This window comes from Kitasatospora sp. NPDC101157, from assembly GCF_044768255.1.
GTDB lineage: Bacteria > Actinomycetota > Actinomycetes > Streptomycetales > Streptomycetaceae > Kitasatospora.
The window spans coordinates 104,410-128,171 of the sequence record NZ_JBIWPL010000006.1 but is presented as its reverse complement, the minus strand read 5'-3'; the positions used below and the strand labels follow the sequence as shown (position 1 = coordinate 128,171).

Below are 23,762 nucleotides of genomic sequence, written 5' to 3'. Positions count from 1 at the left end.
ACGCAGGCTTCCCGGGGGCCGTGGGTTCTCAGGGCGCACGGCCCGTCCGGCCCGCGTAGCCTTCGGAACATGTCCACCCGCTACGCGGAGCGCCCGTCCCGTCTGCCCGGGGCGGTGCTGTGGACGAAGGGGCGCGCGGAGACCGACGGTGCAGCGGACGGGCTGGTGCTGCCGGACGGGTGCATGGACCTGCTGTGGACGGAGGGCCGGCTGCTGGTCGCCGGGCCGGACACCCGGGCGTTCCGGCCCGGGCCGGGGCTGCGCGGGCCGTGGGCGGGCGTCCGCTTCCTCCCGGGGGCGGCGCCCGCGCTGCTCGGCGTGCCGGCGTACGAACTGCGGGACCGCCGGGTCGAGTTGGCGGAGCTGTGGCCCGGCGGCGAGGTACGGCGGATGACCGGGCGGATCGACGCGGCACCCGACCCCGCCGCCGCACTGGAGGAACTGGCGCTGCGCCTGGCGGCCGCGGCGCCGCCCGCGGACCCGCTGGTACGGGCGGTGGCCGCCGCGCTCGCGGCCGGGCAGGGCGTCGCGGCGACGGCCGAGGCGGTCGGGCTCGGCGCCCGGCAGCTGCACCGCCGCTCCCTGGCCGCCTTCGGCTACGGCCCCAAGACCCTCGCCCGGATCCTGCGGCTGCAGCGCGCCCTGGGGCTGGCCCGTTCCGGCGTCCCGCTCGCCGAGACGGCGGCCCGGACGGGCTACGCGGACCAGGCGCACCTGGCCCGCGACGTACGGGAGTTGGCCGGGACGCGGGTGACGGCGCTGCTGTGACGCGGGGCTCTACAGCGGCGCGAGCAGGTCGATCCCGTTGCCGTCCGGATCGCGCAGCGAGGCGTACCGCTGACCCCAGAAGGCGTCCCACGGCTTCAGCTCCCCGTGGTACCCGGCGTCCGTCAACTCCCGGTACACCGCGTCCACGTGCGCCGGGCTCTGGCAGCGGAAGGCCAGCGCCGCCCGGGCACCGCCGGTCGGCGGCTGCCGGTCGGGGTGGAAGGAGCGGATGGTCGCCTCGGTGTCGAGGACCAGGAGCAGCCCGCCGGGCAGCTCGGTCTCGACGTGCGGCTCCTGCTCCGAGCCCTCGGGGAAGACGAGCCCCAGCCGCCGGTAGAAGGCGACCGAGGCGGCCATGTCGGCGACGGCGAGGCCGACGAAGGCGAACTGCGGTGCGGGTGCGCTGTCTGCGGGTGTGCTGTCCATGCCCGCCACGGTAGGCGGGGCACGGGCGGGCGGTCTTGAACGAATCGGACGTCCCCGGGCGGTACCCGCCCGGGGCGCCGAACAGCGCCCCCGACCTCGACGGACAGCGGTGCGGGGGCCGGGAGGCCCGTTGTCAGTCGCTCCTTGTACCGTCGATCACGGCAGCAGTGGTCATCGCACGGGGGTGTGACGCATGTTCAGGACCGACCCGGAGACGCCGGACGTCTTCCGTACGCCGGTCGACGAGGTCTTCGTCCGCAGTCACCTCGGCCGGTACCCGCGGCTCGACCCGGCCACCTGGACGCTCACCGTCGAGGGCCTGGTGGAGCGGCCGCTGCGGTTGGACTTCCGGGATCTCGAACGCCTGCCGCAGACCGCCTTCACCGCCGTCCACGAGTGCTTCGGCAATCCGCTGCACCCCACCGTGCCGACCCGCGCCGTCACCAACCTGGAGTGGGCCGGCGTCCCGCTCGCCGAGGTGCTGGCGCCGGCCGGTCCGCGCCCGGAGGCCCGGCACGTCTGGCTGGAGGGCGCCGACCGCGGCGACTTCGCGGGGGAGGGCGACGTCAGCTACCTCAAGGACCTGCCCCTGGAGGAGGCGCTCGCCGAGGTCGTCCTCGCGCACACCATGAACGGCGAGCCGCTGCGCCCCGACCACGGCCACCCGGTGCGGGCGGTGGCGCCGCGGATGTTCGGCACCAACTCGGTCAAGTGGCTGACCCGTGTCGTGCTGGCCGCGGAGCGGCCCGAGCACCTCTTCACCACCCGCCTGTACACCCGCGTCCTGCCGGGGGAGAGCGAGTCGCGGCCGGTCCGGGAGAAGGACGTCAGCAGCAAGCTGCTCAGCCCGGGGGACGGGCGGTCCGTCCCGGCCGGGAGCTGCGAACTGGCGGGCTACGCCTGGAGTTCCACCGAGGTGACCGCCGTCGAGGTCGCCGTGGACGACGCCGACTGGCAGCCCGCCGAGCTGGACCGGCGCGGCCCCGGCCTCGGCTGGCAGCGGTTCCGGCTGCGGTACGACCTCGCCCCGGGCCCGCACCGCATCCGCTGCCGGGCCACCGACTCCGCCGGGCGGGTCCAGCCGCTCACCGGGGACCGCAACGCCGTCCACGAGATACGGGTCACCGCGGAGGTCAGCGGGCAGCCGGCTGCGCGGTGGCGGCCGGGCGGACGCGGGTGAGCATCAGGTGGAGGAACTGGTCGGGGTGACGGAAGCTCGCGAAGTGGCCGGCGCCGCGGATCAGCGCGGCGGTGCCGTCCTCGATCCTGGCGAAGACGAACACCTCGTCGAGCGAGCCGAACGGGAAACGCACCGCAGGCCCGGGCCGCAGAGGATCGGCCCGGGCCTGCGACGCGTGCCGCCGGCGAGGACTACGGGACCGGTGTCCCGCTGTAGTCGACGTTGATCCGGTAGAGCAGGCGGCTGAGCTCGAAGTCCGAGGTGGCGCTGACCTCGGCCCCGCGGTGCAGGGTGCTGGTGTTGTCCCAGATCACCAGGTCGCCCGGCTCGTAGCGGTGGGTGTACCGGGGCAGCTCGGCCAGGACGAACTCCTGCAGCCGGTCCAGCGCCAGGTCGGAGCGTTCCGCGTCGAGCCCGGCGAGTGCCATGGCGGTTCCCAGCGGGGCGAACAGGCCGGGGGTGCCCGTGACGGGGTGGCGCTCGACCAGGTGGTGCCGGGCGCCGGTCATCCGGTCCTGCTGGTCGGCGGTGAGCTCCTGGCGGGCCGCGGTGTCGTCCTTCAGCGCGTCCCGGTTGCCGAAGCGGTGCACCACCTCCTGACCGAGGAGTTCGTCGACACCGGCGCGGCCGAGCGCCTCCAGGACGTCCCCGCGCGTGGCGAGGAGGGCCAGGGCGGGGGCCAGGTCGATGAACTCGGTGCGCCCGGAACGGTCGGCCGCCCGGATCGCGTAGAGCGAGGTGGCGATGCCGAGCCGCGGGAGGTAGGACATGTCGGCGTGCCAGTAGGCGCCTCCGTCGAGCACACCGAACCGGGTGCCGTCCGGCGACACGTAGTCGGAGATCTTCAGGATCGCCGGGAAGCCGCTGACCGTCAGGTCCTGGAGGACGTGCGGGACGGGCGACCCGACGAAGCGCATGAACTCCTGGTAGCACTCGGGTGTCAGCCGCTGGCCGCGCAGCACCAGGACGCGGTGCCGGAAGAGCAGGTCCCTCAGCTGTCCGATCTCATCCGGGGACGCCGCCGCGGCGTCCAGGTCGGTGACCTCTGCGACGAAGTCCTGGTCACCCAGTGGTCTGGCTTTCATGCGCTCCGCTTTCGACGAGGGTTCGGCCGCTGCCGACTCGGCCCCTTGGGTGGACATGTGCGCTGACGCCGGGCCCGTGGCGGTGTCACGCGGGCGGGGGCGGCGCAGGGTGCCAGTGACCCAGCCTGCGCGCCGCCGTCGCCACCTGGTCCTCGGCCACCGCGAAGGACAGCCGCAGCCAGGACGGCTCCGGCCGGGCGAAGAACGAGTCCAGTGGCAGGGCCGCCACGCCGGCGGCGCGGGCCAGCTCGACGGCGGGGTCGGAGCCCCGCAGGGTTCCCCGGGGCGGGCGCGCCATCACGAAGTGACCGCCGTCCGGCGCGATCGTCGTGAAGCCGCTCCCGTTGAGGGCCGCCAGCAGGTGGTCCCGCTTCCGCCGGTACGACTCGGTCGTCCGCGTCAGGCGCGCGCCGTCGACCTGCCGGAGGACCCGCGCCGCCGCGCGCTGGAGCAGGTCGGGTGCGCAGTTCGACAGGTGCATGTGGGCGGTCTCGGCCCGCCGGGCGAGACCGTCCGAGGTGATGAACCACCCCAGGCGGACCCCGCTGGCGGCGTAGGACTTGGAGACCGCGCCCGCGACGGCGGCCCGGCCGGTGGCGAGCAGCTCCCGGTACGGGACGGCCGGCCCGCGGTAGCGGAAGTCCCGGTAGACGTCGTCGACGACCACCTGGCAGCCGTACCGGCCGGTCAGCTCGATCACCTCGGACCACGCCTCCCGGTCGAGGACCAGCCCGGACGGGTTGTGCGGGGAGTTGAGCAGCAGGACGCCCCGACGGCCCAGCGGGGCGAGCGCCTCCACGAGTCGTCCGGTGTCCAGCCGCGGTGAGGGGCCGGAGAGGTCGATCGGAACGCTCCGCGACCGCAGGCCTGCCGTCCGGGCCAGGCCCGGGTAGTACGAGTAGCCCGGGTCCAGCCACACCACCGTCTCGCTGCCCGAGCCGGCCAGGGCCAGCAGGACCGAGGCCAGCGACTCGGTGCAGCCGGACGTGACCACCGGATCCGACGTCCCGTCACCGCGGTCCGGGTAGAGGGCCGCGACGGCCTCGCGCAGCACCGGCTGGCCGGCCGTCGGGGTGTACTGGAAGTGCGCCCGGGGCAGCTCTGCGGCGACGGCGTCGCGCCATTCCGGGTCGTACACCGGCTCCGGTATGCCCTGGGAGAGGTTGACCGCCCCCGACCCGGCGGCCAGCGCGGTCATCCGCTGGTAGACGTTGACGGTGTCGGCGCCGTGCTCGATGGACGGGTTCACCGTCGCTCCTCCGTTCTGTGGGCCACCGCCGCGGGGGGGGGGGGGGGGCCCCGCCCCCCCCCCCCCCCCCCGGGCGCGGGGGGGGGGGGGGGGGGGGGGGCGCGCCCCCGCCGGGGGGGGGGGGGCCCCCGGCCCGGGCCGCGGAGCCGCGGGTCAGGCGGTGGCGATGCGGTTCAGGCCGGCCCAGAACTGGTTGAGGGCGTCGAGCACCTGGCCGGCGCCCTTGAGGAGCTCCTCGCAGGAGGCCTCGTCCTTGGCGGCGGACAGCAGCGCGTCGTGGACCCAGTCGACGTGGTTGGCCTCGATGAGGATGTGCAGGTAGAAGTAGTTGAAGTCCTCGTGGTCCCAGCCGTCGTAGAGCCGGAAGCCCTCGTAGAGGTTCACGATCATCGGGAAGCCGAACTCCTCGATGACGTAGTGGGCGCCGATCGAGTAGTTGGGGGACTCCTCCAGGAACAGCCGGCGCAGGTTGGCCACGAGGTTCTCGGCCTCGGGGGCGTGCTGCACGGTGCGGTAGTCGTCCAGCTCGACGCCGATGCCCTTGAGCGCCTTCTCGAACATGACGTAGTGCGCGTCGCCGCGCCCGTCACCGAGCTCGGAGACGACGGTGCGGGCGCTCTTGAGGCGGATGACCTCGTCGTCCACGCGGGCGGCCAGGCCGGCCAGGATCTGCGGGAAGGTGCGGATGTAGTAGAAGTACTGCTGGAAGACCTCCTTGAGGACCTCGCGCGGCAGCGGCTCCTTGCGCAGCGTCTGGTAGAACGAGTTCTGGTTGATGCCGGACTCCTCGATCATCTGCTTGATGCGGGAGATGACCTCGATGCCGGCCTCGACCTCGTTACCCATGGGTTCTTGTTCCTCTCGTGACGGATGCGTCGCACGCGAAGCCGGGCGACGAGGGTGGTCCGTGAAGATCGGAGCCGATAGCGACGTCGGCACGAAGCCCTGTCGTCGGCGTCCGCTGACCGGTGGGGTGCCCAGCACCCGCCGTCCCGGTCGGACGACTTCAACCCTGCCGTGCATCGCCCCGCCGGACCAGCGCCGACGGCCCTCGGAAGTGGAACTGGCAGAAGGATGACGGGGGTTCATAACGGACAGTTCCTGCAATTCAAGTGAACGCACGGCGAGCTGTCGGCGAACGTTTCACTCGACCACCGGTGGGAGGGAACCGGCGGCCACCGGCTCCCGGGCCCCGGCCGTGCGCAGCGCCCAGCGGGCGACGGACGGTGTCACCAGGCCGGCGCCGAGCATGAGCGAGCCCAGGACCAGCCAGCCCCACCCGCCGACCCCGAGGCACAGGAAGGTCACCACCGACGGCGAGACCACCCGCCCCAGCCCCCCGCCCAGGTTGTAGACCCCGAGGTACTGGCCCTGCGCGGCGGCGGGCGCCAGCTCGAAGCTCAGCTCGTAGCTGGCGGTCGCGAAGAGGATCTCGCCCAGGGTGTAGACGACGACCACCACCGCCAGGACGGCGGTGCCGACGCGGCCCGGCAGGGCGCCCAGCCCCGCGATCAGCAGGAAGCTGACGGTCAGCGCGAGACCGGCCCTGGGCATGAGCCGCGCGGCGGCGAGCGGGCCGTCGATCCCCCTGCTCATCCGCACCTGGAGGGCGGCGACCATGATGGTGTTCACCGGGATGACCGCGGCGATCGCCCAGTGCGGCACGTCGGTGTGCCCGAGGATCCACAGCGGCAGGATCAGCGGGAGGACCGGGTACTGGAACATCATCACCAGGTTCACCGCGGTCAGGCCGAGGTACGGCCGGTCGGCCAGTGCGCGGCGGCGCCCGGGGCGCTCCGCGGCACCGACCGGCCGCACCCGTGGCAGCCGCCGCACCAGCAGGGCGCAGAGCGCGAACGAGGCGGCGTTGCCGAGGATGAGCAGCGGATAGCCGGACCGGGTGTTCGCGGCGATGGCCCACCCGGCGGCGGCCCCGCCCAGCGTGATGCCGATGTTGGTGACGGACCGCAGGTGCGCCCGGAGACGGGTCGGGTCGTCCGCGGCGACAGCGCGGATCAGCGGCCCGCGCGCCGCGTTGCTGGAGGCGGCGGCCAGCCCGGTCAACGTCGTCACCGCCGTGAACTCCCAGAAGGAGCGCACCGCGAGCAGCAGGCACATGGCCGCGGCCTCCAGCGCGAGGGTCGTCAGGTAGACGTCGCGCGGTCCCCGGCGGTCGGCCAGCCGGCCGATCGGCACGCCGGCGGTGAGCCCGACCAGGCCGCCGATCGTGAGGCCGAGCCCCACCTGGTCGGTCGGCATGCCGACGTACCGGACGAAGAAGACGGCGCTGCTGGTGACGTACATGCCGGTGCCGGTCATGTTCACCAAGGTGGCCCAGTACAGGGTCCGCGCCGGACCCGGCGGCGGCAGCGCCCGCGCCGCCCGGCGCCGCCCGGGCTCCCGGGGCAGCGGCGTGCCGGTCACCGCTCCGCCCCCGTTCCCTGGACGGCCACCGCGGACCGGAACCAGGCGACGAGCTCGCCGATCCGCGCCTCCACCTGCTCCTCGTCCTCGCCGACCACCATCACGCGCCCGGCCTTGACGTTCGAACCGACGGTGACGTCGGGCATCTCGCGCCCCTCCCGGGCGTCGACCCGGGCCGTGACGCAGCCCGGCCGGTCGAGGATGTCCGCCGTCGTCGGCAGGTGCGCCACCCGGCCGGGCGGCGCGGGCAGGTGGACGAAGCCGGTGGTGCCGCCGCGCACCGTGCCCGACGGCCGGTACGGCTCGCCCAGCGCGGCCCGCGCCCAGGCCTCGACCAGGCTCACCCCGAACTGGTGGGCCACCACGTCGCGGATCAGACCGCCGCCGATCCGGCCGGCGCACTCGCTGAACACCAGGCCGTGGTCCTGGACGAACGCCTCCAGGTGGAAGATCCCGTCCCGGTGGCCCAGCGCGGCCAGTGCCGCCCGGGTGAGCTCGCCCGCCCGGGCGTACAGGCCGTCGGCGGGATCCACGACGACCGAGCCGACGACCCCGCCGGACTTGATGGCGATGACGTTCTGCAGGTAGCGGGAGACGCTGAGGAAGGTCACCTCGCCCCCGGAGACGATCCCGTCCACGTGGATCTCCGGGCCCTCGACGAAGTCCTCCACGAGCCAGGGGCCCTTCTCCGCGGCCCCCTGACCGGCGTCGACCGCCGACCGGAGCGCCTCCGGCGAGCCGATCACGCAGGTGTCCCGCGCCGCCCCGCCGGCCAGGGGCTTCACCACGACGGGGCCGCGCCAGTCCTGTTGCGCCAGCTCCCCGAGCGAACTGACGGTCCGGCAGTCGGCAACCGGTATTCCGGCGGCCCGGACCATCCGCTTCTGCAGGTACTTGTCCCGAAGGGCCAGGGCGGTCCGTAGTCCCAGCCCGGGGCGACCGGCCAGTCCGGACAGCGCGCTCGCGGTCACCAGGGAGAACTCGCGCATGCTGCAGATCGCGGCGAAGTCCTCCGGGGCGAGTTCGGCGCGGGCCAGTCCGGCGAGCACGTCCTCCACCGATGAGGTGTCGGGCACGACCACGAACTCCGCGCCGCTGTCGACCTGTTGCGCCGCGGCCAGGTCCGTCGGTGTCACGGCGCAGACCACCCGGCGGCCGAGCGTCTCGAACGCCTCCACCGCCTTGGCGTACCAGCCGATGAGCAGGACGGGGGCACCAGTTGCCTCATGCATGGGTTTCCTTCGTCGGTGCGTCTTCCGTCCGGAGGTGGCGGAAGGGTCGGACCCGCGGGCCGGGGGCGGCGTTCGGGCGCGGTGGCACGGTGCCCGCGGGGGTCCCCACGTACAGCCAGCCGAGCAGCCGTTCACCGTCCTCGACGCCCAGGAGGCGGCGCACCGCCCGGTCCTCGGTGAGGTGGCCGGTGCGCCAGATCGCGCCCCAGCCGTTTCCGTGCAACAGCAGCAGCAGGGTGTGGACGGCCGCCGCCGCGGAGGCGAGTTGCTCCCACTCGGGGACCTTGGCGTGGTCCTTCGGGCAGAACACCACGGTCACCAGGAGCGGTGCCCGCAGCGGCTTGCCGGCCGCGCGGTCCCGGGCCGCCCGGTCCCCTCCGGTGGACGCCGCGAACCGGGCGCCGAGCGCCTCACGGTCCTCGCCGCGCAGGGTGACCAGCCGCCAGGGGGCCAGGCGGGCGTGGTCCGGGGCCGTCAGCGCGGCACCGACCAGGTCGAGCAACTCGGCGTCGTCCGGCGCCGGTTCGGTCAGTCGGGGACGGCTGCGCCGGCCGAGCACCGCTTCCATCAACTCCACGGTGCGACGCCTTCCCGCTCCTGGACACCGGCCGTCGCGGCGTCCCGCTGCAGCCGTGCGTACCGCTCGCGCACGCCGTCCGCCGTGGCGGCGGAGAAGCAGATCACCTCGAAGCCCTGGGCGCCGTCGGCGACGGGCACCCGGGCCCAGGCGTGGACGCGCTCCGGGACCGCGGGCTCGGCGCCCCGCTCCTCGTCGAGTTCACCGGCCAGGACCTCGTCCCACAGGTCCACCCCGTAGGCCTCGTGGAGCGTCCGGGGGATTCCCCCGCCACCCGGGCGCGCCGCGATCTCGCCCACGTGGAGCCCGTCCGGCGTCTCCAGGCATTCGAGGTGGACCACCCCGCGGCCGGGGCGCAGCGCGGCCACCACGCGGTGCAGCAGTGCGGTGAGCTCCGGGTGGGACGGCGAGCCGTCGGGCAGCAGGAACGAGCCCCGCCGTTCGCGCGGCAGCGAGAGCACCGGGGCGAAGTACCGGGAGACCGCGTGGAAGACGACCTGGTCGTTCCGGATCACCGCGTCCACGTGGTACTCGGCCAGCACCTCCAGGTGTTCCTCCACCAGCAGCGGTATCCCGGTCACCGCCGGGTCGGCCGGGCCGAGGTCCGTCGAGCCCGACGGACCGTCCAGGCGCACCACGTGCCGGGCCGAGGCGCCGGTGACGGGCTTGACCACCACGGGCCATCCCAGCTCGGCGCCCAGCCTCGGCACGTCCTCCAGCCGGTAGGCGGTGGCGCACCTCGCCACCCGGATCCCGCGCTCGCCCAGCCGGCGCTTCATCACGTCCTTGTGGGAGAAGGCCAGCGACCGGTCGTACCCGGGGCCGGGCAGTTGCAGGGCGGAGCGCACCAGGCCGGCGGCCGGGACGCTCTTCTCGGTCGCGGCCGCCACCCCGCGGACCGGCCGCTGCGCGGCGATGTGCAACGCGGCCGCGCGCACGGCGGTGAGGTCGTGCCAGTCGCGGACGTAGCTGACGTCCGGGCCCGCACCGTAGTGGTCCCGGTACCGCTCCGTCGTGATCAGGTGGACCGGCAGCCCGGAGCGGCGGCTCAGCCGCTCGGGAAGCTCGCGGCGGTCGCTGTTGAGCAGGATCAGGGCCCCCGTCGCGCTCACCGGCTCACCCGGAATCCCTCGGCGAACCAGTCGACGAACTCGTCGAGGCGCTCGCGCACCTGGCCGCCGTCCGCCCCGGTCACGACGCACGAGCCGATCTCGTCCACGCTCGAAACGGCACCCGAGAAGCTCCCGCCGACCGCCGCCTTGAGCTTGGCGGTCGCCCACGGCCGGTCGAAGGGCTGCGGCGGCAGCGCCGCCACCGTGCCGATCGGCGTGGGCAGGATGACGTAGCCCGCGTACGGCGCGGGGACGGCGTTCGCCAGGTCCCCGGCCGGTGCCAGCGTGTCGGGCCGCAGCTCCGCCCGTACCAGGCGCTCCTTGAGCGCGCAGCCGAACCCGCTCGCGACCGCCTTCTGGATCGGTCCGCCGCCGATCCGTCCGGCGATCTCGTTCACCAGGAGCGTGCCGTCCCGCCGCTGCCAGAGCTCCGCGTGGAACGCCATGACGTCGGGGTGCGGCAGCGCGGCGAGGGTGTCCCGGGTGAGCCGCCGCAACGGTTCGGTCCGCGGGTCTCCCGCGTCGAGCTGGTGGCTCACGATCGCCGCGCCCTGGTGGAAGCCCAGGCACGAGGTGGTCTCGGAGGGCCAGCAGATCTCGGCCTCGCCCTGCCGCAGCAGGCCGTCGACATGGAACATCGCGCCGTCGACGAACTCCTCGACCATCCAACTGCCCGGCTGCGGCAGCCCGGTGAAGTCGCCGGCCAGCCAGGTGCGCAGTTCCTCCTCGTCCGCCAGCACCCGCACGCCGCGGGAACCGGAGGCGGAACGCGGTTTGACGACCACCGGGAAGCCGTGCCGCTCGGTGAACTCCAGCAGGTCCGTCGCGAAGTCGAGGATCCCGAACGCGGCCACCGGCACCCGGTGTTCGGCCAGGCGCTGCTTCATCACCAGCTTGTCCCGGAAGGCGAGGGCGCTCTCCACCGTCTGGCCCGGCAGTCCCAGGTGCTCCCGCAGGCGGGCGGCGCGCATCAGGTCGTACTCCGAGAAGGCCAGGATCCGGTCGAACCGGTACCGCTCGTGCATGCGGATCGCCTCGGCCTCGGCGAGGCCGCTCGTGTCGTAGTCGGCCACGAGCACGACCTCGTCGCAGGCCGACTCCGCCGGGTCCACGTCCGCGGTCGCCGCGTTCTGCAGCAGGCAGATGACGGCCTCCTCGCCGAGCCATTCGCGGTAACGGGCCCGGCTCAGCGCCGACCTGTTGAGGATGAGTACGCGGGTCATGAGTCACCAGCCGTCATGAAGGTCACGGTTTCGTCGTCGTCGTCGTAGAGCGTCCAGTGCGCCGCGTCCTGGAACGCCGCACCGCAGTTCACGAGCCAGGGGCCGCCCTGACCCAGGACGTGCGGTGAGCCGGTGGCGGGCTCGGTCAGGCGCCGGAAGGTGCTGCCGTCGGTGCCGCCGGTCTCCACCAGGATCCGGCGGTGGCTGTGGCCGAAGAAGTACCGGGAGTGCGGTGCGCCCGGTTCCCGGAGCACCGGGCACCACGGCCCCTGTTCGGTCCGGTACCAGTCGAAGCCGTGGCCGTGGACGTACACGGCGTCCTTGTCGCGGTACTCCGGCGGAGCCGCCAGGATGCCGGCCAGCGCGGGTGGCAGGGGCTGCCCCGCCAGGAGGTGGGCGATCCGTTCCTCCTGGTTGCCCCGGACCAGGACGCAGTCGGAGAGCAGTGACTCCCACAGCGGTGGATCCGGGTCGACGACCTCCTCAAGCGACCAGTGCCCGCCGGCGGCGGCGAGTTTCTTGGAGACCTTGGCCTCCAGGTAATCCCCGACCACGACGATCCGGTCCGCCCGGGCCGCCGCCGCCGCATCGATAATCCTGCGGAGATTCTGGTACCGCCCGTGGAGATCAGCGACCAGCGCCGTCCTCGTCATTTCGGAGCCTCTCTGCTTCTTCCCATCGCTTTTTCTGATCTGTTATGGTCCCGGCATGCAGCCAAGGATTTTCATGTTCGACCTCGGCGGCGTTGTCTGCCGATTCCACCGCGAGCGCAGAATCGATGTTCTGAGTACGGCCTGCGGCATTTCGCCGGAACGGGTGGACAAGGAGCTGTACGGCTCCGGGATGATCTCCGCCTGGGACCGCGGACGGCAGTCCGCCGAGGAGATGCTGGCGGAGATCCGCGCGCGGCTCGGCTTCCCCGGCACGCCGGAGGAGCTGCGCCGGATCTGGTGCCGGGCGTTCGAGCCCGACCCGGAGGTGCTGGCCGCGGTCGACCTGGTCCGTCCGCACCGGACGGCCCTGTTCACCGACAACGACCCGCTCCTGCTCGCGGCCCTGCCCGACTGCCTCCCCGAGGTCCACGAGCGCTTCGACGACCTGCTGTTCTCCTGCCTGCTCGGTGTGACCAAGCCGTCGGCGGAGGCCTTCGGCCGGGCCCTGGCCCGGCTCGGCGCCGCGGCCGAGGAGGTGTTCTTCGTCGACGACCGCGAGCAGAACGTGCTGGCGGCGCGGGCGCTGGGCATCCGGGCCGTGCTGTTCGAGTCGGGGACGGGGCTGCACCGGGAGATCGCGGGTCTACTGGCCGACTGACGCGGCGCCCGCTGCTCCCAGGGCCTCCAGGGCCCGGGCCAGCACCTCGTCCGCACTCGCGGCGCCGTCGAGCTCGACGGCGCCGCGGTCGCGCATCGCCTCCTCGTAGCGGGCGCAGAGCCGTTCGACCTTGGCGCGCAGCCGGTCCGGGGAGTAGACGTCGACCCAGCGGTCGTGCCGGGCGACGAGTCGCCGGTAAGCCAGCTCCGGATCCACCCGGACCCAGAACAGCGTGTCCGGCTCCGGCAGCCCGGCGGTGATGCGGTCGAGCCACGAACGGTGTTCGACGATCTCCGCGCAGTAGACCTCCCAGGTCTGCCGCCACCGGTCGAACAGCACCAGGTCCGCGGCCTCGTACCGGGGCTGCTCGTAGCGGAACTGCACCGCCGCCTCCAGCACGTACGCGGTGTGCCGGAAGTCGTCGGGGAGCACGTCCTGGTAGAGCACCCCCGGCCGGCCGGTCTCGACGATCCGCCGGAACGCGTGCACCATGGCCCGGGACGGCCGTGAGCGGATGACTTTCCGGTCGGCTGAGAGCGCCTTTTCGAGGCCGTTCAGCAGCGTGGATTTCCCACTTCCGTCCACGCCCTCGACGGCCACTATGCGGTAAGTCACTCCTGGGCTCCTAGTGAATTGTGCTGACGCGCCCGGTGAGGCCGTGTTAGCGTTCCTCGCCGTGAATGATGTGATTGTTGGCGTATCACTCCGCCCCTGGCGCCGGCCCGGAAAAACCGATCGCTGGATGCAGAGCATTTCCTATTTCTCGGCGGTGGCGGAAACCGGTGCCGTGCCCGTGGGCATAGCACCGGTCGACGAATCCGCCCTCCGCGCCGCGTACGAGCTCTGCCATGCCCTGGTGCTCCCCGGCGGCATGGACATCGCGCCGGAGCTCTACGGCGAGACCCGGTGGAGCACCACCGAGATCCAGCCGGAACTGGACGCGATGGAACTGACCCTGCTGCGGTGGGCCGAGGCCGACGGCAAGCCGGTCCTCGGCATCTGCCGCGGGGCCCAGCTCCTCAACGCCGCCGCGGGCGGCGGGCTGTGGCAGGACCTGCCGACCCAGCTCGGGGTGAGCGGGCACGGTGACGGCGGTTCGGAGACCGACTTCCACGAGATCGTCCTGGATCCGGCCAGCCGGCTCCGTGCCGTGGTCGGCTCCGAGCGGGCCGTGGTGAACAGCCGTCACCACCAGGCGGTCGCGGCGCTCGGGACCGGCCTGACCGCCGTCGCCCACGCGCCGGACGGCGTGGTCGAGGCGGTCGAGAGCCGCGGTCCGTGGTTCGCGCTCGGCGTCCAGTGGCACCCGGAGGAGCTGCCGGCCGAGTCGCCGGTCGGTGGCGGGCTCTTCCGCGCCCTGACCGGGGCCGCGTCACTCCGCCGCGTCCAGCACCAGGGCCTGTCCTAGCTCGTCCGCCACCAGACCCTCGGCGCGCAGCCCGCGCACCAGGTCCTCCACGGCGGCGACCGCGTCCGCCGTGGAGGACCCGGAGACGCCCACCATGCCCCAACGGCCGGGCACGCTGGCCACCACCTGGACCGCCCGACCGTCCGCCGCCAGCCGCTCGACGGACCACGCCGTGGTCGCCAGGCCCGCCTCCGGGGAGGGCCGGTAGACCCGGGTCGCCACGTGGACCGGCCGCCCCGGCGCGGACAACGCGTCCTGGAACCGCCGCATGTAGACGGCACCGTGGGAGGACAGGTTGAAGTCGATGGTGCCGCTGACGATCCGGTCCTCGAACCGGCCGCCGATCCGGCCCACCGCGAAGTCGATCCCGCCGGTGACCAGGCTGTCCGCGCAGCCCAGCGCCTCGGCGGCCGGGCCGCGGAAGGCGTCCAGGACCGCCTCGACGGCCGACGTCATGGCCAGGTAGTGCTCCCCGGGGACGCCCAGCGCGGCGCAGTCCTCGGCGAGCAGGGTCGCGTTCCCCTCCCAGGAGCAGCCGTTCATCAGCTGCAGGGTCAGTCCCTCGGCCACCCGGCCGCCGGTGATGTGGCCGGACGGGGTGATGATGAACCGCCGCCCGGCGACCTCGCAGTCGAGGAACTCCACGTGCGCCTCCAGGAGGTAGGCGTCGCCGTGCCGGTGCGCCTCGCGGGCGCAGCGGGCCAGGGCCACCTCGTCATGGAGGTCCAGGCCCGCCACGATGCGGGCGCCGTCCCCGGCCTCGCACGGCTTCAGACAGCCGCGTTCCAGCCCGTAGCGCGCCGAGAGCAGTCGGGCGGCGGCGAGCACGGCGTCCACGAAGGCCTCCGCGTCGCGGTCGCGGGGAACCAGGTAGCCGGGCAGGACCGGTACGACCAGACCGAGCCGGCGGTACGCGTCGGACTGCCGCTGCTCGCGCGCCAGCAGTCCGTCCGGGTCCAGGCCGGTGGGATCCACCCGCAGGGCGTCGGCGACCGACGGGTGGATGTGGTCCTTGCGGTTCCAGTCGGCCGACACCACCGGCCCGTTGGCATCGACCCGGAGCAAGGTCAGGCCGGCCCGCTCCTTGAGCCAGAGCAGGAAGACCTGCGTCTCCAGGTCGAGGGCGTACAGCCGGACCACGGCGTCGGGGCGGGCCCCGACCCAGTCGATCAGCGGCCGCAGCGCGTCGTCCGCCTCGGCGGCCGCCGTCAGCAGCGCGTCGGAGAGGTAGTAGTGCTCACGCCGACCGAGGTCCACGGCCGCGACGCCGTAGTGCTCCACCGCCTCGCGCCACGGCCCGAGGCGGCCGACGGCCAGGTCGCCCTCCCGGGCCAGCGACACCGCCCGGCTCTCCAGGTACCCGGGCACGTCGTACGGGTTGCGCCCGGCGACGACGTCGGCGAGGTCGCCCTCGAACCCCCGGGTCGTCCTGGTGGCGGAGTGAAGGATCACCGCCGGTGCGGGCCGGGCGTCGGAGCGGCCCTCCACGGAGGGCAGCAGCTCGGCCGCGGCGCGCTCGGCCACCCGGTCGGTCCCGTGGCCGAGCAACAGGCGGCAGTGCGCCTCGACCTCCGCGGCGGAGAGCACCCGCGGACCGGAGCTGAAGCCCAGCCACGGGAACACCGAACCGTCCTGGGTGACCACTTCGGTGCTGACCGGTGCCAGTGCGTCGGACCGCACCCGGTCGGGCCCGGTCACCTTGCCTGTTTGCATGAGCGATCCACTCGTCTTCTCTTCGGGTTCCGGGTACTACCTGTCGGCGGTGTCGGCGGCCGGCACCAGGCCGTGGAGGATGCGGCGCCAGAAGTCCTCACCCGTCCCGGTCGCCGGGAAGGCCTGGGCGTCGAGCACGTAGGCGCGGTCGAACTCGTCGGTGACCATGTCGAAGACCGCGTAGCGCAGCCCGAGGGCCCTCGCGGCGTGCAGCGCCGTCCGGCCCGCGGTGGCGCTGCTCCCGGAGACCGGGCCGTCCTCCACCCGGCGGCCCTGCTCGACCGAGCGGGTGGTGACCGAACCCGCAGGAGCGTGCCGTTCCTCCACGTCGACGACCCGGTCGTTGGCCACGGTCACCCGGAGCTCGGCCTTGTGGCCGGAGACGCTCGCGCCGACCTCGTGCTCGAAGACGAAGCCCGCCGTCCCGCAGAGCGCCGCGAGGAACCGCTCGTCCCCGACCTCGACGTCCTCGAACAGCCACTGCTCGCCGGCCGCGTTCCCGGGCGATCCCAGGTGGCCATCGGCATAGCGGTAGTTGGTGCGCCAGCGGGTCGGCGACAGGTGGGTGATCCCCTTGCCCATCGACCCGCAGACGGCCTTGACGTAGACGGCCCGGCCGGCGTCCAGCAGGGAGAGGAGCTTGTGCGGGGTCGGGTCCTCGACCCCCGGCGGCACCGGGATCCCGGCCTCCGCCAGCACCTGCCGGGCGAGCGCCTTGTCCCGGGTACGGGCCACCGCGGCGGGGGAGTTGAGGTAGCCGAGACCGGTCGGGGCGGTCCGCTGGAGCCGCCGACCGGTGCTCAGCAGGTAGGCCGTCAGGGACTCGGCGTAGGCCTGGGTGCCGTAGGCGCCGGGTGCCTTGTCCTCGATTCTGGCGTCCCAGAACTGGTGCGGGAAGAACAGGATCGCGGTGACCGGCCCGGCCAGGTCGTGGACTCCCTTGCGGACCTGCGCGTACGTGTGCACGCGCAGCGCCGTGCCGCGGGCCGCCAGCCAGTTCTCGTGCGCGAGGAAGGGGTCGAGCTGCGAGCGCGGCCAGGCGTCGGCCACGGCGAGCAGGGTCCGCTGGGGTGTGCCGCTCATCCGGCGTCCTCCGTTCCGGTCCCGGTGGCGAGCCCCAGCAGCAGGGACTGCACGTGGTCCGCGACCTCCTCGGCGGGCAGCGAGCCGTCGACCGCGACGTGCGGGACGTCGGCGAGCGCCCGGGTGTAGGCGGCGTCGAGCCGTTCCAGGTCCGCCATGAGCCGGTCCTCGCTCCAGTGGTCCACGGTCCAGTCCCCGCGCCGGCGGATCCGCTCGAACGCCACCGGGGGCGGCGTCCGGACGTGGATCAGCAGGTCGGGCCGGGGCAGCGCCGCCTCCAGGCGCGCGTACCACTCGTCGTGGACGCTCCGGCCGGAGCAGTACACCCGGTAGGTGGTCAGCCACCGGTCGAAGAGCAGCCAGTCGTTGGCGTCGTACTCCTCGGCCAGGTAGTGGAACTGGGCGATCGCGTCCACGAGGTAGGCGCCGTGACGGAGGTCCCCGGGGACGACGTCCTGGTACCGCTCCAGCCCGCCGGAGGGCTCGTCGACGAGTTCCCTGAAGACGCCCGCCATCCTGGGGGAGAGCCGTTCGGCCCGCGCGCCCGGCCCGAGGCGCTCGACCAGGGTCGAGATCAGGGTGGACTTGCCGGAGCCGTCGATCCCCTCCACGGCCACCAGGCGGTGGCGACGATCCGCGGTCATGTGAGCACCTCCTTCGCGGCCGTGGCGCCGGCGGGCCTGAGGGACCGTTGGAAGAAGCGGCGCTCGGCGCGGACGAGCGCCGGCGTGGTCTCGTTGACGGACGGCTGTCCCGCGCACGCGCCCAGCGCGAAGACGCCGGGGGTCGACGTGGCGCCGAACTCGTCGACGGCGAGTGCCCCCTTGTCGTCCCGTACCAGCGTGGCCACCAGCTCACCGCCGGGGAACACCGGCTCGTTGCCCGTCGCCCAGACCACCGTGGTCCGGGCGAGGTCACGGGACTCCCGCCAGTCGGCCGGCCCGGAGGGCGTCCGCTCGGCGGCCTGTGCGTGCCGGCACCGGCCCGGCAGCGACCGGGAACCCAGGGGGTTCTGGTTGCGCGACTCGGAGTACGTCCACGAGACGCGGCCGCCCTCGACGTCCAGGCCGTCGTAGACCAGGTGCCGTACGCACGGGGTCCGCCACTTGCGCTCCCCGCACTCCAGTGCGGACTTGCCGACGAGTTCGTAGGTGAGCTGGGAGGGGGCCCGCCAGGCGAAGCGGTCCGGGTTCTCGGTCGGGAACATGCCCACGTAGCGGTTGCCGAGCAGCACGACCTCGGCGGCGTCGGGGGCGACCAGGGCCGCCGCCTGCATGCCGGAGTTCCCCGCGCCCACGACGATCACGCTCCTGCCGGCCCAGCGCTCGGTCCGCCGCTGCGCGATGTCCGCGTGGACGACCTCGTGCGACACCGCGCCGGCCTCGGCCCATCGGCGGGAGGGCTGACGCGGCGCGCTACCGGTGGCGAGCACCACGGACTCGGCGCAGACGTACGAGATCGTGCCGTCCCCGTTGAGCACGTGGATGAGGAAGGCGCCTTCCGTGCCCTCGATCTCCAGGACCCGGCCCTGCTTGAGCACCGCACCCGAGGACATGAGGCTGTCGCGCACATACCCGTCGAACTGGCTGGCGCTGGGCCGCAACTGGCCCGGATCGACCACGGAGCGGAGGCCGCCCGGTGAATCCGAGACCTGCAACTCCTCCACGTAGGACTGGAGGATGAAATTCCCGAGGAACTCCATTCCGGTGCCCCAGCGCGCGCCGATGACAATGGTCTCCTGAGGGGGGACATCGCCTTGTCGTACCTGAACTGCTGCAGCTGATCCGCCGCCGATGACCGCCAGTCGCCAACGTCGGATCTTTTCGTTGAATGAGGGCATCCAGATTCCCCGCCGTCGCTCGCTCTCGCTGATGACCCGGTCAGTCCCAGCCGAGGTCGTCGGCACTCGTCACAACACTGGGAGCTGCGGAAACATGGGCAGGGGCCACGGTGTTCACCGCTGCGGCCAAGAGGCAGAAAAATCCGATAATGCCCAGGAACGCCTTGCGGCCAGTGCATTTAACGGTGTGCATGTTCTCGTTCACGGATCCCCCGCTGCCGGCTTTTCTCATGTTCCGTTGAGACCGCCCGGCGGTCTCGGCTCCAAGGATGCATGACGCCCAGCTCAAGGGGGGCTACCGTCGGGTATCGTACTTGCGCCTGGCAAGGAAATGAGGGGAGAGCAAGAGTGTCGATAGCGGACATATCTCGATGTTTGTCACGAGTCGGACTCGGGCAGACCGCGATTCGGATCTACTCGTTCGCCGCGGCCCGGGCCGCCATCACCCTTGACGAACTGACCGGAAATCCCGATTTCCCCGCCCCCGAAGTGGGGCCGGCGGTGGAGCAACTGCTCTCGTTGCGCCTCATCGTCCGGAACGGTGACGCGTCCGAGGAGTACGCGGCGCTGCCGCCCGATCTCGCGGTGACGCTCCTGCTGGGCAGGCTCGACCGGCAGATCACCCAGGTGACGCTGCAGGCCAGCCAGGTGCGCCGGGACCTCATGCAGCTCACCCAGGTCTACGACGAGGCCAACCTGGCGCGTCTTCAGGGCCAGCGCATCGAGACCGTCCAGGGCCTGCAGCAGGTCAGGGACCTGATCGGGGAACTCTCCGAGGAGTGCCAGACCGAGGTGCTCACCTCACAGCCCGGTGGGGCCCGGTCGGAGGAGGTGCTGGCCGAATCCCTCGACCGGACCGAGCGCCTGCTCGCCCGCGGCATCAAGATGCGGACCCTCTACCAGCACACCGCCCAGTTCGGTCAGGCGACGATCGCCTACGTCGAACGCGTCACCGCTCTCGGCGCGGAAGTGCGCACCCTCGCGGACGGCTTCCCCCGCATGATCGTGTTCGACCGCCGGCTCGCCATCGTGGATTCCCGCCAGCATTCCCACAGCGCACTGTTGATCAGATCCCCGTGCGTCGTGGACTTCATCACCCGGACTTTCAACTGGGCATGGGTCGGCGCCACCAGCTTCCCCACCGAGTACCGGCAGGAACACATCCGAAACGTCTCGGACGAGATCCGCCAGACCATCACCGAACTACTGGTCGTCGGCGAGGACGACAGGGTCATCGCCCGCAGACTCGGCCTCTCCCTCAGGAGCGTCCAGCGCCACATAGCCGAGATCATGCAACAACTCGGTGCCGCCAATCGCCTCCACGCCGGATACCTGCTCGGCCACGCCCACCATCTTGGCCGAGCCGGATGAACGGAACATTGCCGGAAGACGAATTACCCACCGAGCGGGGACAACCGGCCGCCGCCGCGGACACCTCCTCCCGGCAGACCCCGGAGGCCCCGAGCCCCGGCCCCCCGGCCGCAACCCCGCCCTCACCGAGGCCCGGACCGCCCCACAGCGGTCCGGGCCTTCGCGAAGGCGGAGGGCACCGGACTCCTGAAGGCGGGAGGTCTCCCAGCGGGCCGCCGCGACCACCGATTCACGACCCGAGTGTGGTCAGCCGGCCTTGCCGTCGTCGTCCTGCAGGAGTTCGACGATGATCTCGATGCCGAGCGGGTAGGCCGGCGCGCCCGAGGTGATGAGCGCGGTCTCGGCGACTCCGATGAGGTCGGCGATGCCGGCGCCCGCGTGGAGTGCTCCCCGGGCGTGGATCCGGGCCGGTTCTGCCCGTCCGAGAGCCAGCAACTGCCCGAAGTGGACCAACTGTTGCACTCGACCGCCGAGCGGGCTGTCGGCCAGAACTATGTGGCGCAGGGCCGTGAACGCCTCCTCCGTGGGGAGCCGGCCGAAGGCCTCGGCCACCCGCAGACGGTCCTCCACCGCGTCCGGGACGGCTCCGAGCGTCGTGCGGTAGCGAGCAGGTTCTGGGAACGCCACGGTCTGCTGCCTGTGCCCGAACGCCAGAGCGGGCAGCGACGCTATCCGCCGCAGGCCGCAGAGCGGATCGTGCTGCTTCGCAAGTTCCAGCAAGCCGGGCTGAGTCTGGCCGAGGTCAGGGAGTTCCAGCAGGACCAGCCGCGGAGGCAGGCGATGATCCGCGCCAAGGTCGCCGAGATCGAGCAGCGCATGGTCGATCTCGACCACGCCCACCAGCTCCTGACCCATGCCCTCCAGTGCGGCAAGGCGGACATCGTCAGCTGCCCGACCTTCCGGGAACAGATGGCGACGTGGAGCCACTCCGGCTGACGGCAGAAATCCCGGTCTGCGGCCAAGTGGCCGGCTTGCCGTGTGCTGAACGGCGTCGGACGGAGGCGAACGCAACCAGAACCGCGATCACAGGGTGCTGTCAGCTCCTTCCCGACCAGGGCCTTGAACGCCGCGCTCAGGCGGAGGCGTTGCCGGCGTTGTCCCACTCGTCGAGATCGCCGGTGGTGTTCAGGCACGAGGCGACCTCCATGGACTCGGCGGCCTGAACGCCCTGCTTCTGGCCCGAATCCGGGCCGGGCATCAGGGGACCGTTCTGGCGGCGAGCACATGGCTGGCCTTCCGCGTCGATCAGCGCAGTGCGAGGACCTGGCCGGGCAGGATCAGGTCGGGGTCGTCGCCGATTGTCTGCTGGTTGAGTGCGTAGAGGGTCGGCCAGCCCCCGGGGTAGCCGAGCTCCTGTGCGATGCCCCCGAGAGTGTCGCCGGGACGTACGGTCCAGCTGCCCATGTCGGCTCCGAATGCGTCCGTGCCTCCGTCGGTGGCTGCGGGCGCGTCCGCCGGGACGGGGCGCTCGGTAGGCGGGGCGGGCGGGACGGGAGCGTGCGGCCGCGGCTGTGTGGGGCGGTGGTCACGAGCATGGGCGCTGGTATGGCTGTTCGAGCGTTCGCCGCCGTGGCCGGTACGGGCCGCGCAGGCCGGCCACGGGGCGAGGCCGCGGCTCGCGCTGAGGTGCTCGGCCACAGCGATCTGCTGTTCGCGGGTCGCCCCGTCCGGGCGGGGAGCGTAGGCGAGGCCGCCGTTGGCGCGCCAGGTCGCCGTGTTGAACTGCAATCCGCCGTAGTAGCCGTTCCCGGTGTCGGCATGCCAGCGCCCTCCGCTCTCGCAGCGGGCCAATGCCTCCCAGTCCACCCCCTCGGCGCGGACCCCGGCGGGCACCGCAACAGCGGACGACTCCTTGGCGGCGCCGAGGACGGTGGCTAGAGCGAGCAAGGGAAGCAGGAGAGCGACGACCAGGCGACGGACAACGGACAGCGACGGCATGAACACTCCGCACCTCAGGGACAGGGGCCAGGCGCTGAAGCGCCTTCTCCACTCATGCGTCACGCGAGGACGGACGGTTGCCAGGGACACCGCAATCTCGCTCTGTCGGCGGCCCGACACCACTCGAACGCTCTGGACGCCGCCATCCGTCAGGCGATCGCGGCCGGGGAATCCGCGGGAGACAAATCCGCAGCCGCGGAACGCCGAAGGCCAGTCAGAAGCCCGCAGCCTGCAACACGTACTCACAGCCGTCGCCACGAACGCCCGGAACGCCCGACCGACGGGGGTTCGGTCGAGCGTTCCGGGGGGCCGGGGGTGGCCCGGGGAGGGGAGTCGTCAGGACTCCGTGGTCTGGGCTCCGGCATCCGTGGCTCGGGTCAGCCGGTGCAGGCCCACGGCGATGCAGGCGGCGAGCGCGGCGCAGATCCCGACGGCGAGGAAGCCGTTGCCGACGCCGATGGTCATCGCGTCCGGGGCGGCCGTGCCGGACTTCAGCTCGCCGTCCACCGAGGTGGCGAGGACGGTGCCGATCACCGCGATGCCGAGGGCGGCGCCACTCTCGTTGAAGGTGTTCAGCAGGCCTGAGCCGACGCCCGACTCCTCCGGGCGGACGTGCGCGGTGCCGATCCCGTACAGCGGGACGAAGCAGGTGGGCAGACCGGCCCCGATGACGGTCAGCGCGATGATCGCGACCACGGCGCTGGACGGTCCCGTGATCAGGACGGCGGCGCCGGCGATCTGGGTGAGTGCGCCGATCAGGTACGTCCCGCCCGGGCCGACCTTGGCGATCAGGTTGGGCACGACCGTGGCGAAGACCAGCGCAGCCAGGCCCATCGGCAGCATCGACAGACCGGTGGCGAAGGCGCTCATGTCGTGCGCGCCCTGGAAGTAGTTGCTGGCCAGGTAGGAGCTCCCCATCATCACGATCGCGGCGAGCAGCAGGCCCAGGCTGCTGAGCCAGTAGGTCGGGATGCGCAGCAGGTGCAGCGGGAGCAGCGGGTCGGACTTGCCCAGCTCGGTGACGGCGACCACGGCGAGCAGGACCACGGACAGGCCCATGCTGATCCAGGCGGTCGGGGAGGTCATGCCGTCGTGCAGCCGGATGAGGCCGAAGGACAGGCAGGCCAGGCCGAGGGTGGCGAGAAAGGCGGTGGGCAGCCGCAACGGGCGGCGGACGTCGGAGCGCATCGGTGCGAGGCTGCGCACGCCGATGATCCCGGAGGCGAGGCTGATCGGGATGTTGATCAGGAAGGCCCAGCGCCAGCTGGCGGCCGACACGATCAGCCCGCCGAGGACGGCGCCGAGGATGGCGCCGATAACGCCGAGGCCGCTCCAGGTGGCGAGGGCGGCCTTGCGCTGGTCCTCGTTCTGGTAGACCGTCACCACGATCGACAGTGCGGCGGCGGACAGCACCGCCGCGCCCAGCCCCTGGAGCACGCGGCCGGCGACCAGCAGTTCCTGGTTGCCCGCGACCCCGCACAGGATGGACGCGACGGCGAACAGGCCCAGGCCGGACAGGAAGGACCGGCGGCGTCCGATGACATCGGCGACCCGGCCTCCGAACAGCAGCAGACTGCCGTACATCAGGATGTAGGCGCTGATCGTCCACTGGAGGGCGGTCTGGTCGGCCGGGAGGTCCTTCCCGATCGAGGGCAGTGCCACGTTCACGACCGTCGAGTCCAGCATCACCATCAGCTGGGCCACGCCGACCGCCGCCATCGGCAGCCAGGAGGCCTTCGGGGCCTGTGCCGGCCCCTGGTCGGCCTCTGGGTCGTTCTCCTGCTTGGCATCCACGAGTGAGATTGCCTCAGTCATCGGTCTC

26 protein-coding genes and 1 pseudogene are annotated in these 23,762 nt (G+C 72.6%); 6 read left to right on the top strand and 21 right to left on the bottom strand.

Annotation, left to right across the window (positions count from 1 at the left end; genetic code table 11):
* Positions 1–69 precede the first annotated feature (69 nt).
* On the top strand, positions 70–768 hold the full coding sequence (locus tag ACIRVF_RS15615; RefSeq protein ID WP_402817079.1) for a helix-turn-helix domain-containing protein: 699 nt from the start codon (positions 70–72) through the stop codon (positions 766–768).
* Between the two features lie 9 nt (positions 769–777).
* On the opposite strand, the gene ACIRVF_RS15610 is transcribed toward ACIRVF_RS15615, so the two are convergent.
* On the bottom strand, positions 778–1,194 hold the full coding sequence (locus ACIRVF_RS15610; protein ID WP_402817077.1) for a VOC family protein: 417 nt from the start codon (positions 1,192–1,194) through the stop codon (positions 778–780).
* Between the two features lie 193 nt (positions 1,195–1,387).
* Between ACIRVF_RS15610 and ACIRVF_RS15605 the strand changes: the two genes are divergently transcribed.
* Positions 1,388–2,374: a molybdopterin-dependent oxidoreductase gene (locus ACIRVF_RS15605; RefSeq protein WP_402817075.1), complete on the top strand. Its 987-nt coding sequence runs from the start codon at positions 1,388–1,390 to the stop codon at positions 2,372–2,374.
* Here the strand turns inward: ACIRVF_RS15605 and ACIRVF_RS15600 are convergent.
* The 10 genes from ACIRVF_RS15600 to ACIRVF_RS15555 form a co-directional block, all read right to left on the bottom strand.
* Positions 2,328–2,507: a hypothetical protein gene (locus ACIRVF_RS15600; protein WP_402817073.1), complete on the bottom strand. Its 180-nt coding sequence runs from the start codon at positions 2,505–2,507 to the stop codon at positions 2,328–2,330. The two genes, ACIRVF_RS15605 and ACIRVF_RS15600, sit on opposite strands and share 47 nt — an antisense overlap.
* Positions 2,508–2,565: 58 nt before the next feature.
* Positions 2,566–3,459, bottom strand: a complete 894-nt coding sequence (locus ACIRVF_RS15595; protein ID WP_402817071.1) for a TauD/TfdA dioxygenase family protein — start codon at positions 3,457–3,459, stop codon at positions 2,566–2,568.
* A gap of 85 nt (positions 3,460–3,544) precedes the next feature.
* A complete protein-coding gene (locus ACIRVF_RS15590) occupies positions 3,545–4,708 on the bottom strand; it encodes a pyridoxal phosphate-dependent aminotransferase (RefSeq protein WP_402817069.1) in 1,164 nt (387 codons plus the stop codon).
* Between the two features lie 153 nt (positions 4,709–4,861).
* A complete protein-coding gene (locus tag ACIRVF_RS15585; RefSeq protein WP_402817067.1) occupies positions 4,862–5,554 on the bottom strand; it encodes a TenA family transcriptional regulator in 693 nt (230 codons plus the stop codon).
* Positions 5,555–5,851: 297 nt separating this feature from the next.
* Positions 5,852–7,132 carry an MFS transporter gene (locus ACIRVF_RS15580; RefSeq protein WP_402817065.1) on the bottom strand — a complete coding sequence of 427 codons (1,281 nt, stop codon included), beginning with the start codon at positions 7,130–7,132 and terminating at the stop codon, positions 5,852–5,854.
* The gene (locus tag ACIRVF_RS15575; protein WP_402817063.1) at positions 7,129–8,364 is read right to left on the bottom strand and encodes an acetyl-CoA carboxylase biotin carboxylase subunit family protein; all 1,236 of its coding nucleotides are present in this window, start codon (positions 8,362–8,364) and stop codon (positions 7,129–7,131) included. Before ACIRVF_RS15575 ends, ACIRVF_RS15580 begins: the two co-directional genes overlap by 4 nt.
* Positions 8,357–8,932 (bottom strand): nitroreductase, encoded by a 576-nt coding sequence (locus tag ACIRVF_RS15570; protein WP_402817517.1) that lies wholly within the window; start codon positions 8,930–8,932, stop codon positions 8,357–8,359. The genes ACIRVF_RS15575 and ACIRVF_RS15570 overlap by 8 nt, the downstream gene beginning before the upstream one ends.
* Complete coding sequence (locus ACIRVF_RS15565) at positions 8,932–10,053, bottom strand: acetyl-CoA carboxylase biotin carboxylase subunit family protein (RefSeq protein WP_402817061.1); 1,122 nt, start codon at positions 10,051–10,053, stop codon at positions 8,932–8,934. Before ACIRVF_RS15565 ends, ACIRVF_RS15570 begins: the two co-directional genes overlap by 1 nt.
* Positions 10,050–11,276, bottom strand: coding sequence for an acetyl-CoA carboxylase biotin carboxylase subunit family protein (locus ACIRVF_RS15560; RefSeq protein ID WP_402817059.1), 1,227 nt, complete (start codon positions 11,274–11,276; stop codon positions 10,050–10,052). The genes ACIRVF_RS15565 and ACIRVF_RS15560 overlap by 4 nt, the downstream gene beginning before the upstream one ends.
* The gene (locus ACIRVF_RS15555) at positions 11,273–11,929 is read right to left on the bottom strand and encodes a hypothetical protein (protein ID WP_402817057.1); all 657 of its coding nucleotides are present in this window, start codon (positions 11,927–11,929) and stop codon (positions 11,273–11,275) included. Before ACIRVF_RS15555 ends, ACIRVF_RS15560 begins: the two co-directional genes overlap by 4 nt.
* A 55-nt stretch (positions 11,930–11,984) precedes the next feature.
* Here ACIRVF_RS15555 and ACIRVF_RS15550 point away from each other — a divergent pair, with 55 nt between their 5' ends.
* Entirely contained in the window at positions 11,985–12,587 is a 603-nt protein-coding gene (locus tag ACIRVF_RS15550) for an HAD family hydrolase (protein ID WP_402817055.1), read from the top strand.
* Here ACIRVF_RS15550 and ACIRVF_RS15545 read toward each other — a convergent pair.
* The gene (locus tag ACIRVF_RS15545; protein ID WP_402817053.1) at positions 12,573–13,202 is read right to left on the bottom strand and encodes a hypothetical protein; all 630 of its coding nucleotides are present in this window, start codon (positions 13,200–13,202) and stop codon (positions 12,573–12,575) included. The two genes, ACIRVF_RS15550 and ACIRVF_RS15545, sit on opposite strands and share 15 nt — an antisense overlap.
* Before the next feature lie 127 nt (positions 13,203–13,329).
* On the opposite strand from ACIRVF_RS15545, the gene ACIRVF_RS15540 reads away from it, so the two are divergent.
* Positions 13,330–13,995 (top strand): gamma-glutamyl-gamma-aminobutyrate hydrolase family protein, encoded by a 666-nt coding sequence (locus ACIRVF_RS15540; protein ID WP_402817051.1) that lies wholly within the window; start codon positions 13,330–13,332, stop codon positions 13,993–13,995.
* On the opposite strand, the gene ACIRVF_RS15535 is transcribed toward ACIRVF_RS15540, so the two are convergent.
* Genes ACIRVF_RS15535 through ACIRVF_RS15515 form a run of 5 tightly spaced genes read right to left on the bottom strand, consistent with a single transcriptional unit; the run spans position 13,960 to position 18,836 of the window.
* Positions 13,960–15,708 carry a hypothetical protein gene (locus tag ACIRVF_RS15535; protein WP_402817049.1) on the bottom strand — a complete coding sequence of 583 codons (1,749 nt, stop codon included), beginning with the start codon at positions 15,706–15,708 and terminating at the stop codon, positions 13,960–13,962. The genes ACIRVF_RS15540 and ACIRVF_RS15535 overlap by 36 nt on opposite strands.
* A 36-nt stretch (positions 15,709–15,744) precedes the next feature.
* The gene (locus tag ACIRVF_RS15530; RefSeq protein ID WP_402817047.1) at positions 15,745–16,791 is read right to left on the bottom strand and encodes a hypothetical protein; all 1,047 of its coding nucleotides are present in this window, start codon (positions 16,789–16,791) and stop codon (positions 15,745–15,747) included.
* Complete coding sequence (locus ACIRVF_RS15525; protein ID WP_402817045.1) at positions 16,788–17,435, bottom strand: dTMP kinase; 648 nt, start codon at positions 17,433–17,435, stop codon at positions 16,788–16,790. The genes ACIRVF_RS15530 and ACIRVF_RS15525 overlap by 4 nt, the downstream gene beginning before the upstream one ends.
* The gene (locus ACIRVF_RS15520; RefSeq protein WP_402817043.1) at positions 17,432–18,631 is read right to left on the bottom strand and encodes an FAD-dependent oxidoreductase; all 1,200 of its coding nucleotides are present in this window, start codon (positions 18,629–18,631) and stop codon (positions 17,432–17,434) included. Before ACIRVF_RS15520 ends, ACIRVF_RS15525 begins: the two co-directional genes overlap by 4 nt.
* Before the next feature lie 40 nt (positions 18,632–18,671).
* Positions 18,672–18,836 carry a hypothetical protein gene (locus ACIRVF_RS15515; protein WP_402817041.1) on the bottom strand — a complete coding sequence of 55 codons (165 nt, stop codon included), beginning with the start codon at positions 18,834–18,836 and terminating at the stop codon, positions 18,672–18,674.
* A 143-nt stretch (positions 18,837–18,979) separates the two neighbouring features.
* Between ACIRVF_RS15515 and ACIRVF_RS15510 the strand changes: the two genes are divergently transcribed.
* Complete coding sequence (locus tag ACIRVF_RS15510) at positions 18,980–20,002, top strand: LuxR C-terminal-related transcriptional regulator (protein WP_402817039.1); 1,023 nt, start codon at positions 18,980–18,982, stop codon at positions 20,000–20,002.
* A gap of 246 nt (positions 20,003–20,248) precedes the next feature.
* Here the strand turns inward: ACIRVF_RS15510 and ACIRVF_RS15505 are convergent, their stop codons facing one another.
* Positions 20,249–20,554 (bottom strand): carboxymuconolactone decarboxylase family protein, encoded by a 306-nt coding sequence (locus tag ACIRVF_RS15505; RefSeq protein ID WP_402817037.1) that lies wholly within the window; start codon positions 20,552–20,554, stop codon positions 20,249–20,251.
* On the opposite strand from ACIRVF_RS15505, the pseudogene ACIRVF_RS15500 reads away from it, so the two are divergent.
* A pseudogene (locus tag ACIRVF_RS15500) lies at positions 20,447–20,797 on the top strand (MerR family transcriptional regulator); the annotation flags it as partial. The gene ACIRVF_RS15505 and the pseudogene ACIRVF_RS15500 sit on opposite strands and share 108 nt — an antisense overlap.
* Before the next feature lie 277 nt (positions 20,798–21,074).
* Here the strand turns inward: ACIRVF_RS15500 and ACIRVF_RS15495 are convergent.
* The 3 genes from ACIRVF_RS15495 to ACIRVF_RS15485 all read right to left on the bottom strand — a co-directional run bounded on the left by ACIRVF_RS15495 (position 21,075) and on the right by ACIRVF_RS15485 (position 23,755).
* The gene (locus ACIRVF_RS15495) at positions 21,075–21,200 is read right to left on the bottom strand and encodes a hypothetical protein (RefSeq protein ID WP_402817035.1); all 126 of its coding nucleotides are present in this window, start codon (positions 21,198–21,200) and stop codon (positions 21,075–21,077) included.
* Between the two features lie 47 nt (positions 21,201–21,247).
* Positions 21,248–21,889: a transglycosylase family protein gene (locus ACIRVF_RS15490; RefSeq protein ID WP_402817033.1), complete on the bottom strand. Its 642-nt coding sequence runs from the start codon at positions 21,887–21,889 to the stop codon at positions 21,248–21,250.
* A 387-nt stretch (positions 21,890–22,276) separates the two neighbouring features.
* On the bottom strand, positions 22,277–23,755 hold the full coding sequence (locus ACIRVF_RS15485; protein ID WP_402817031.1) for an MFS transporter: 1,479 nt from the start codon (positions 23,753–23,755) through the stop codon (positions 22,277–22,279).
* Positions 23,756–23,762 lie beyond the last annotated feature (7 nt).

Coding starts and splice junctions, on each gene's coding strand:
- ACIRVF_RS15570 (WP_402817517.1), bottom strand. CDS start 8,932: ATGGAAGCGGTGCTCGGCCGGCGCAGCCGTCCCCGACTGACCGAACCG.
- ACIRVF_RS15485 (WP_402817031.1), bottom strand. CDS start 23,755: ATGACTGAGGCAATCTCACTCGTGGATGCCAAGCAGGAGAACGACCCA.
- ACIRVF_RS15555 (WP_402817057.1), bottom strand. CDS start 11,929: ATGACGAGGACGGCGCTGGTCGCTGATCTCCACGGGCGGTACCAGAAT.
- ACIRVF_RS15560 (WP_402817059.1), bottom strand. CDS start 11,276: ATGACCCGCGTACTCATCCTCAACAGGTCGGCGCTGAGCCGGGCCCGT.
- ACIRVF_RS15550 (WP_402817055.1), top strand. CDS start 11,985: ATGCAGCCAAGGATTTTCATGTTCGACCTCGGCGGCGTTGTCTGCCGA.
- ACIRVF_RS15615 (WP_402817079.1), top strand. CDS start 70: ATGTCCACCCGCTACGCGGAGCGCCCGTCCCGTCTGCCCGGGGCGGTG.
- ACIRVF_RS15575 (WP_402817063.1), bottom strand. CDS start 8,364: ATGCATGAGGCAACTGGTGCCCCCGTCCTGCTCATCGGCTGGTACGCC.
- ACIRVF_RS15585 (WP_402817067.1), bottom strand. CDS start 5,554: ATGGGTAACGAGGTCGAGGCCGGCATCGAGGTCATCTCCCGCATCAAG.
- ACIRVF_RS15610 (WP_402817077.1), bottom strand. CDS start 1,194: ATGGACAGCACACCCGCAGACAGCGCACCCGCACCGCAGTTCGCCTTC.
- ACIRVF_RS15595 (WP_402817071.1), bottom strand. CDS start 3,459: ATGAAAGCCAGACCACTGGGTGACCAGGACTTCGTCGCAGAGGTCACC.
- ACIRVF_RS15605 (WP_402817075.1), top strand. CDS start 1,388: ATGTTCAGGACCGACCCGGAGACGCCGGACGTCTTCCGTACGCCGGTC.
- ACIRVF_RS15530 (WP_402817047.1), bottom strand. CDS start 16,791: ATGAGCGGCACACCCCAGCGGACCCTGCTCGCCGTGGCCGACGCCTGG.
- ACIRVF_RS15540 (WP_402817051.1), top strand. CDS start 13,330: ATGCAGAGCATTTCCTATTTCTCGGCGGTGGCGGAAACCGGTGCCGTG.
- ACIRVF_RS15520 (WP_402817043.1), bottom strand. CDS start 18,631: ATGCCCTCATTCAACGAAAAGATCCGACGTTGGCGACTGGCGGTCATC.
- ACIRVF_RS15525 (WP_402817045.1), bottom strand. CDS start 17,435: ATGACCGCGGATCGTCGCCACCGCCTGGTGGCCGTGGAGGGGATCGAC.
- ACIRVF_RS15535 (WP_402817049.1), bottom strand. CDS start 15,708: ATGCAAACAGGCAAGGTGACCGGGCCCGACCGGGTGCGGTCCGACGCA.
- ACIRVF_RS15495 (WP_402817035.1), bottom strand. CDS start 21,200: ATGCCCGGCCCGGATTCGGGCCAGAAGCAGGGCGTTCAGGCCGCCGAG.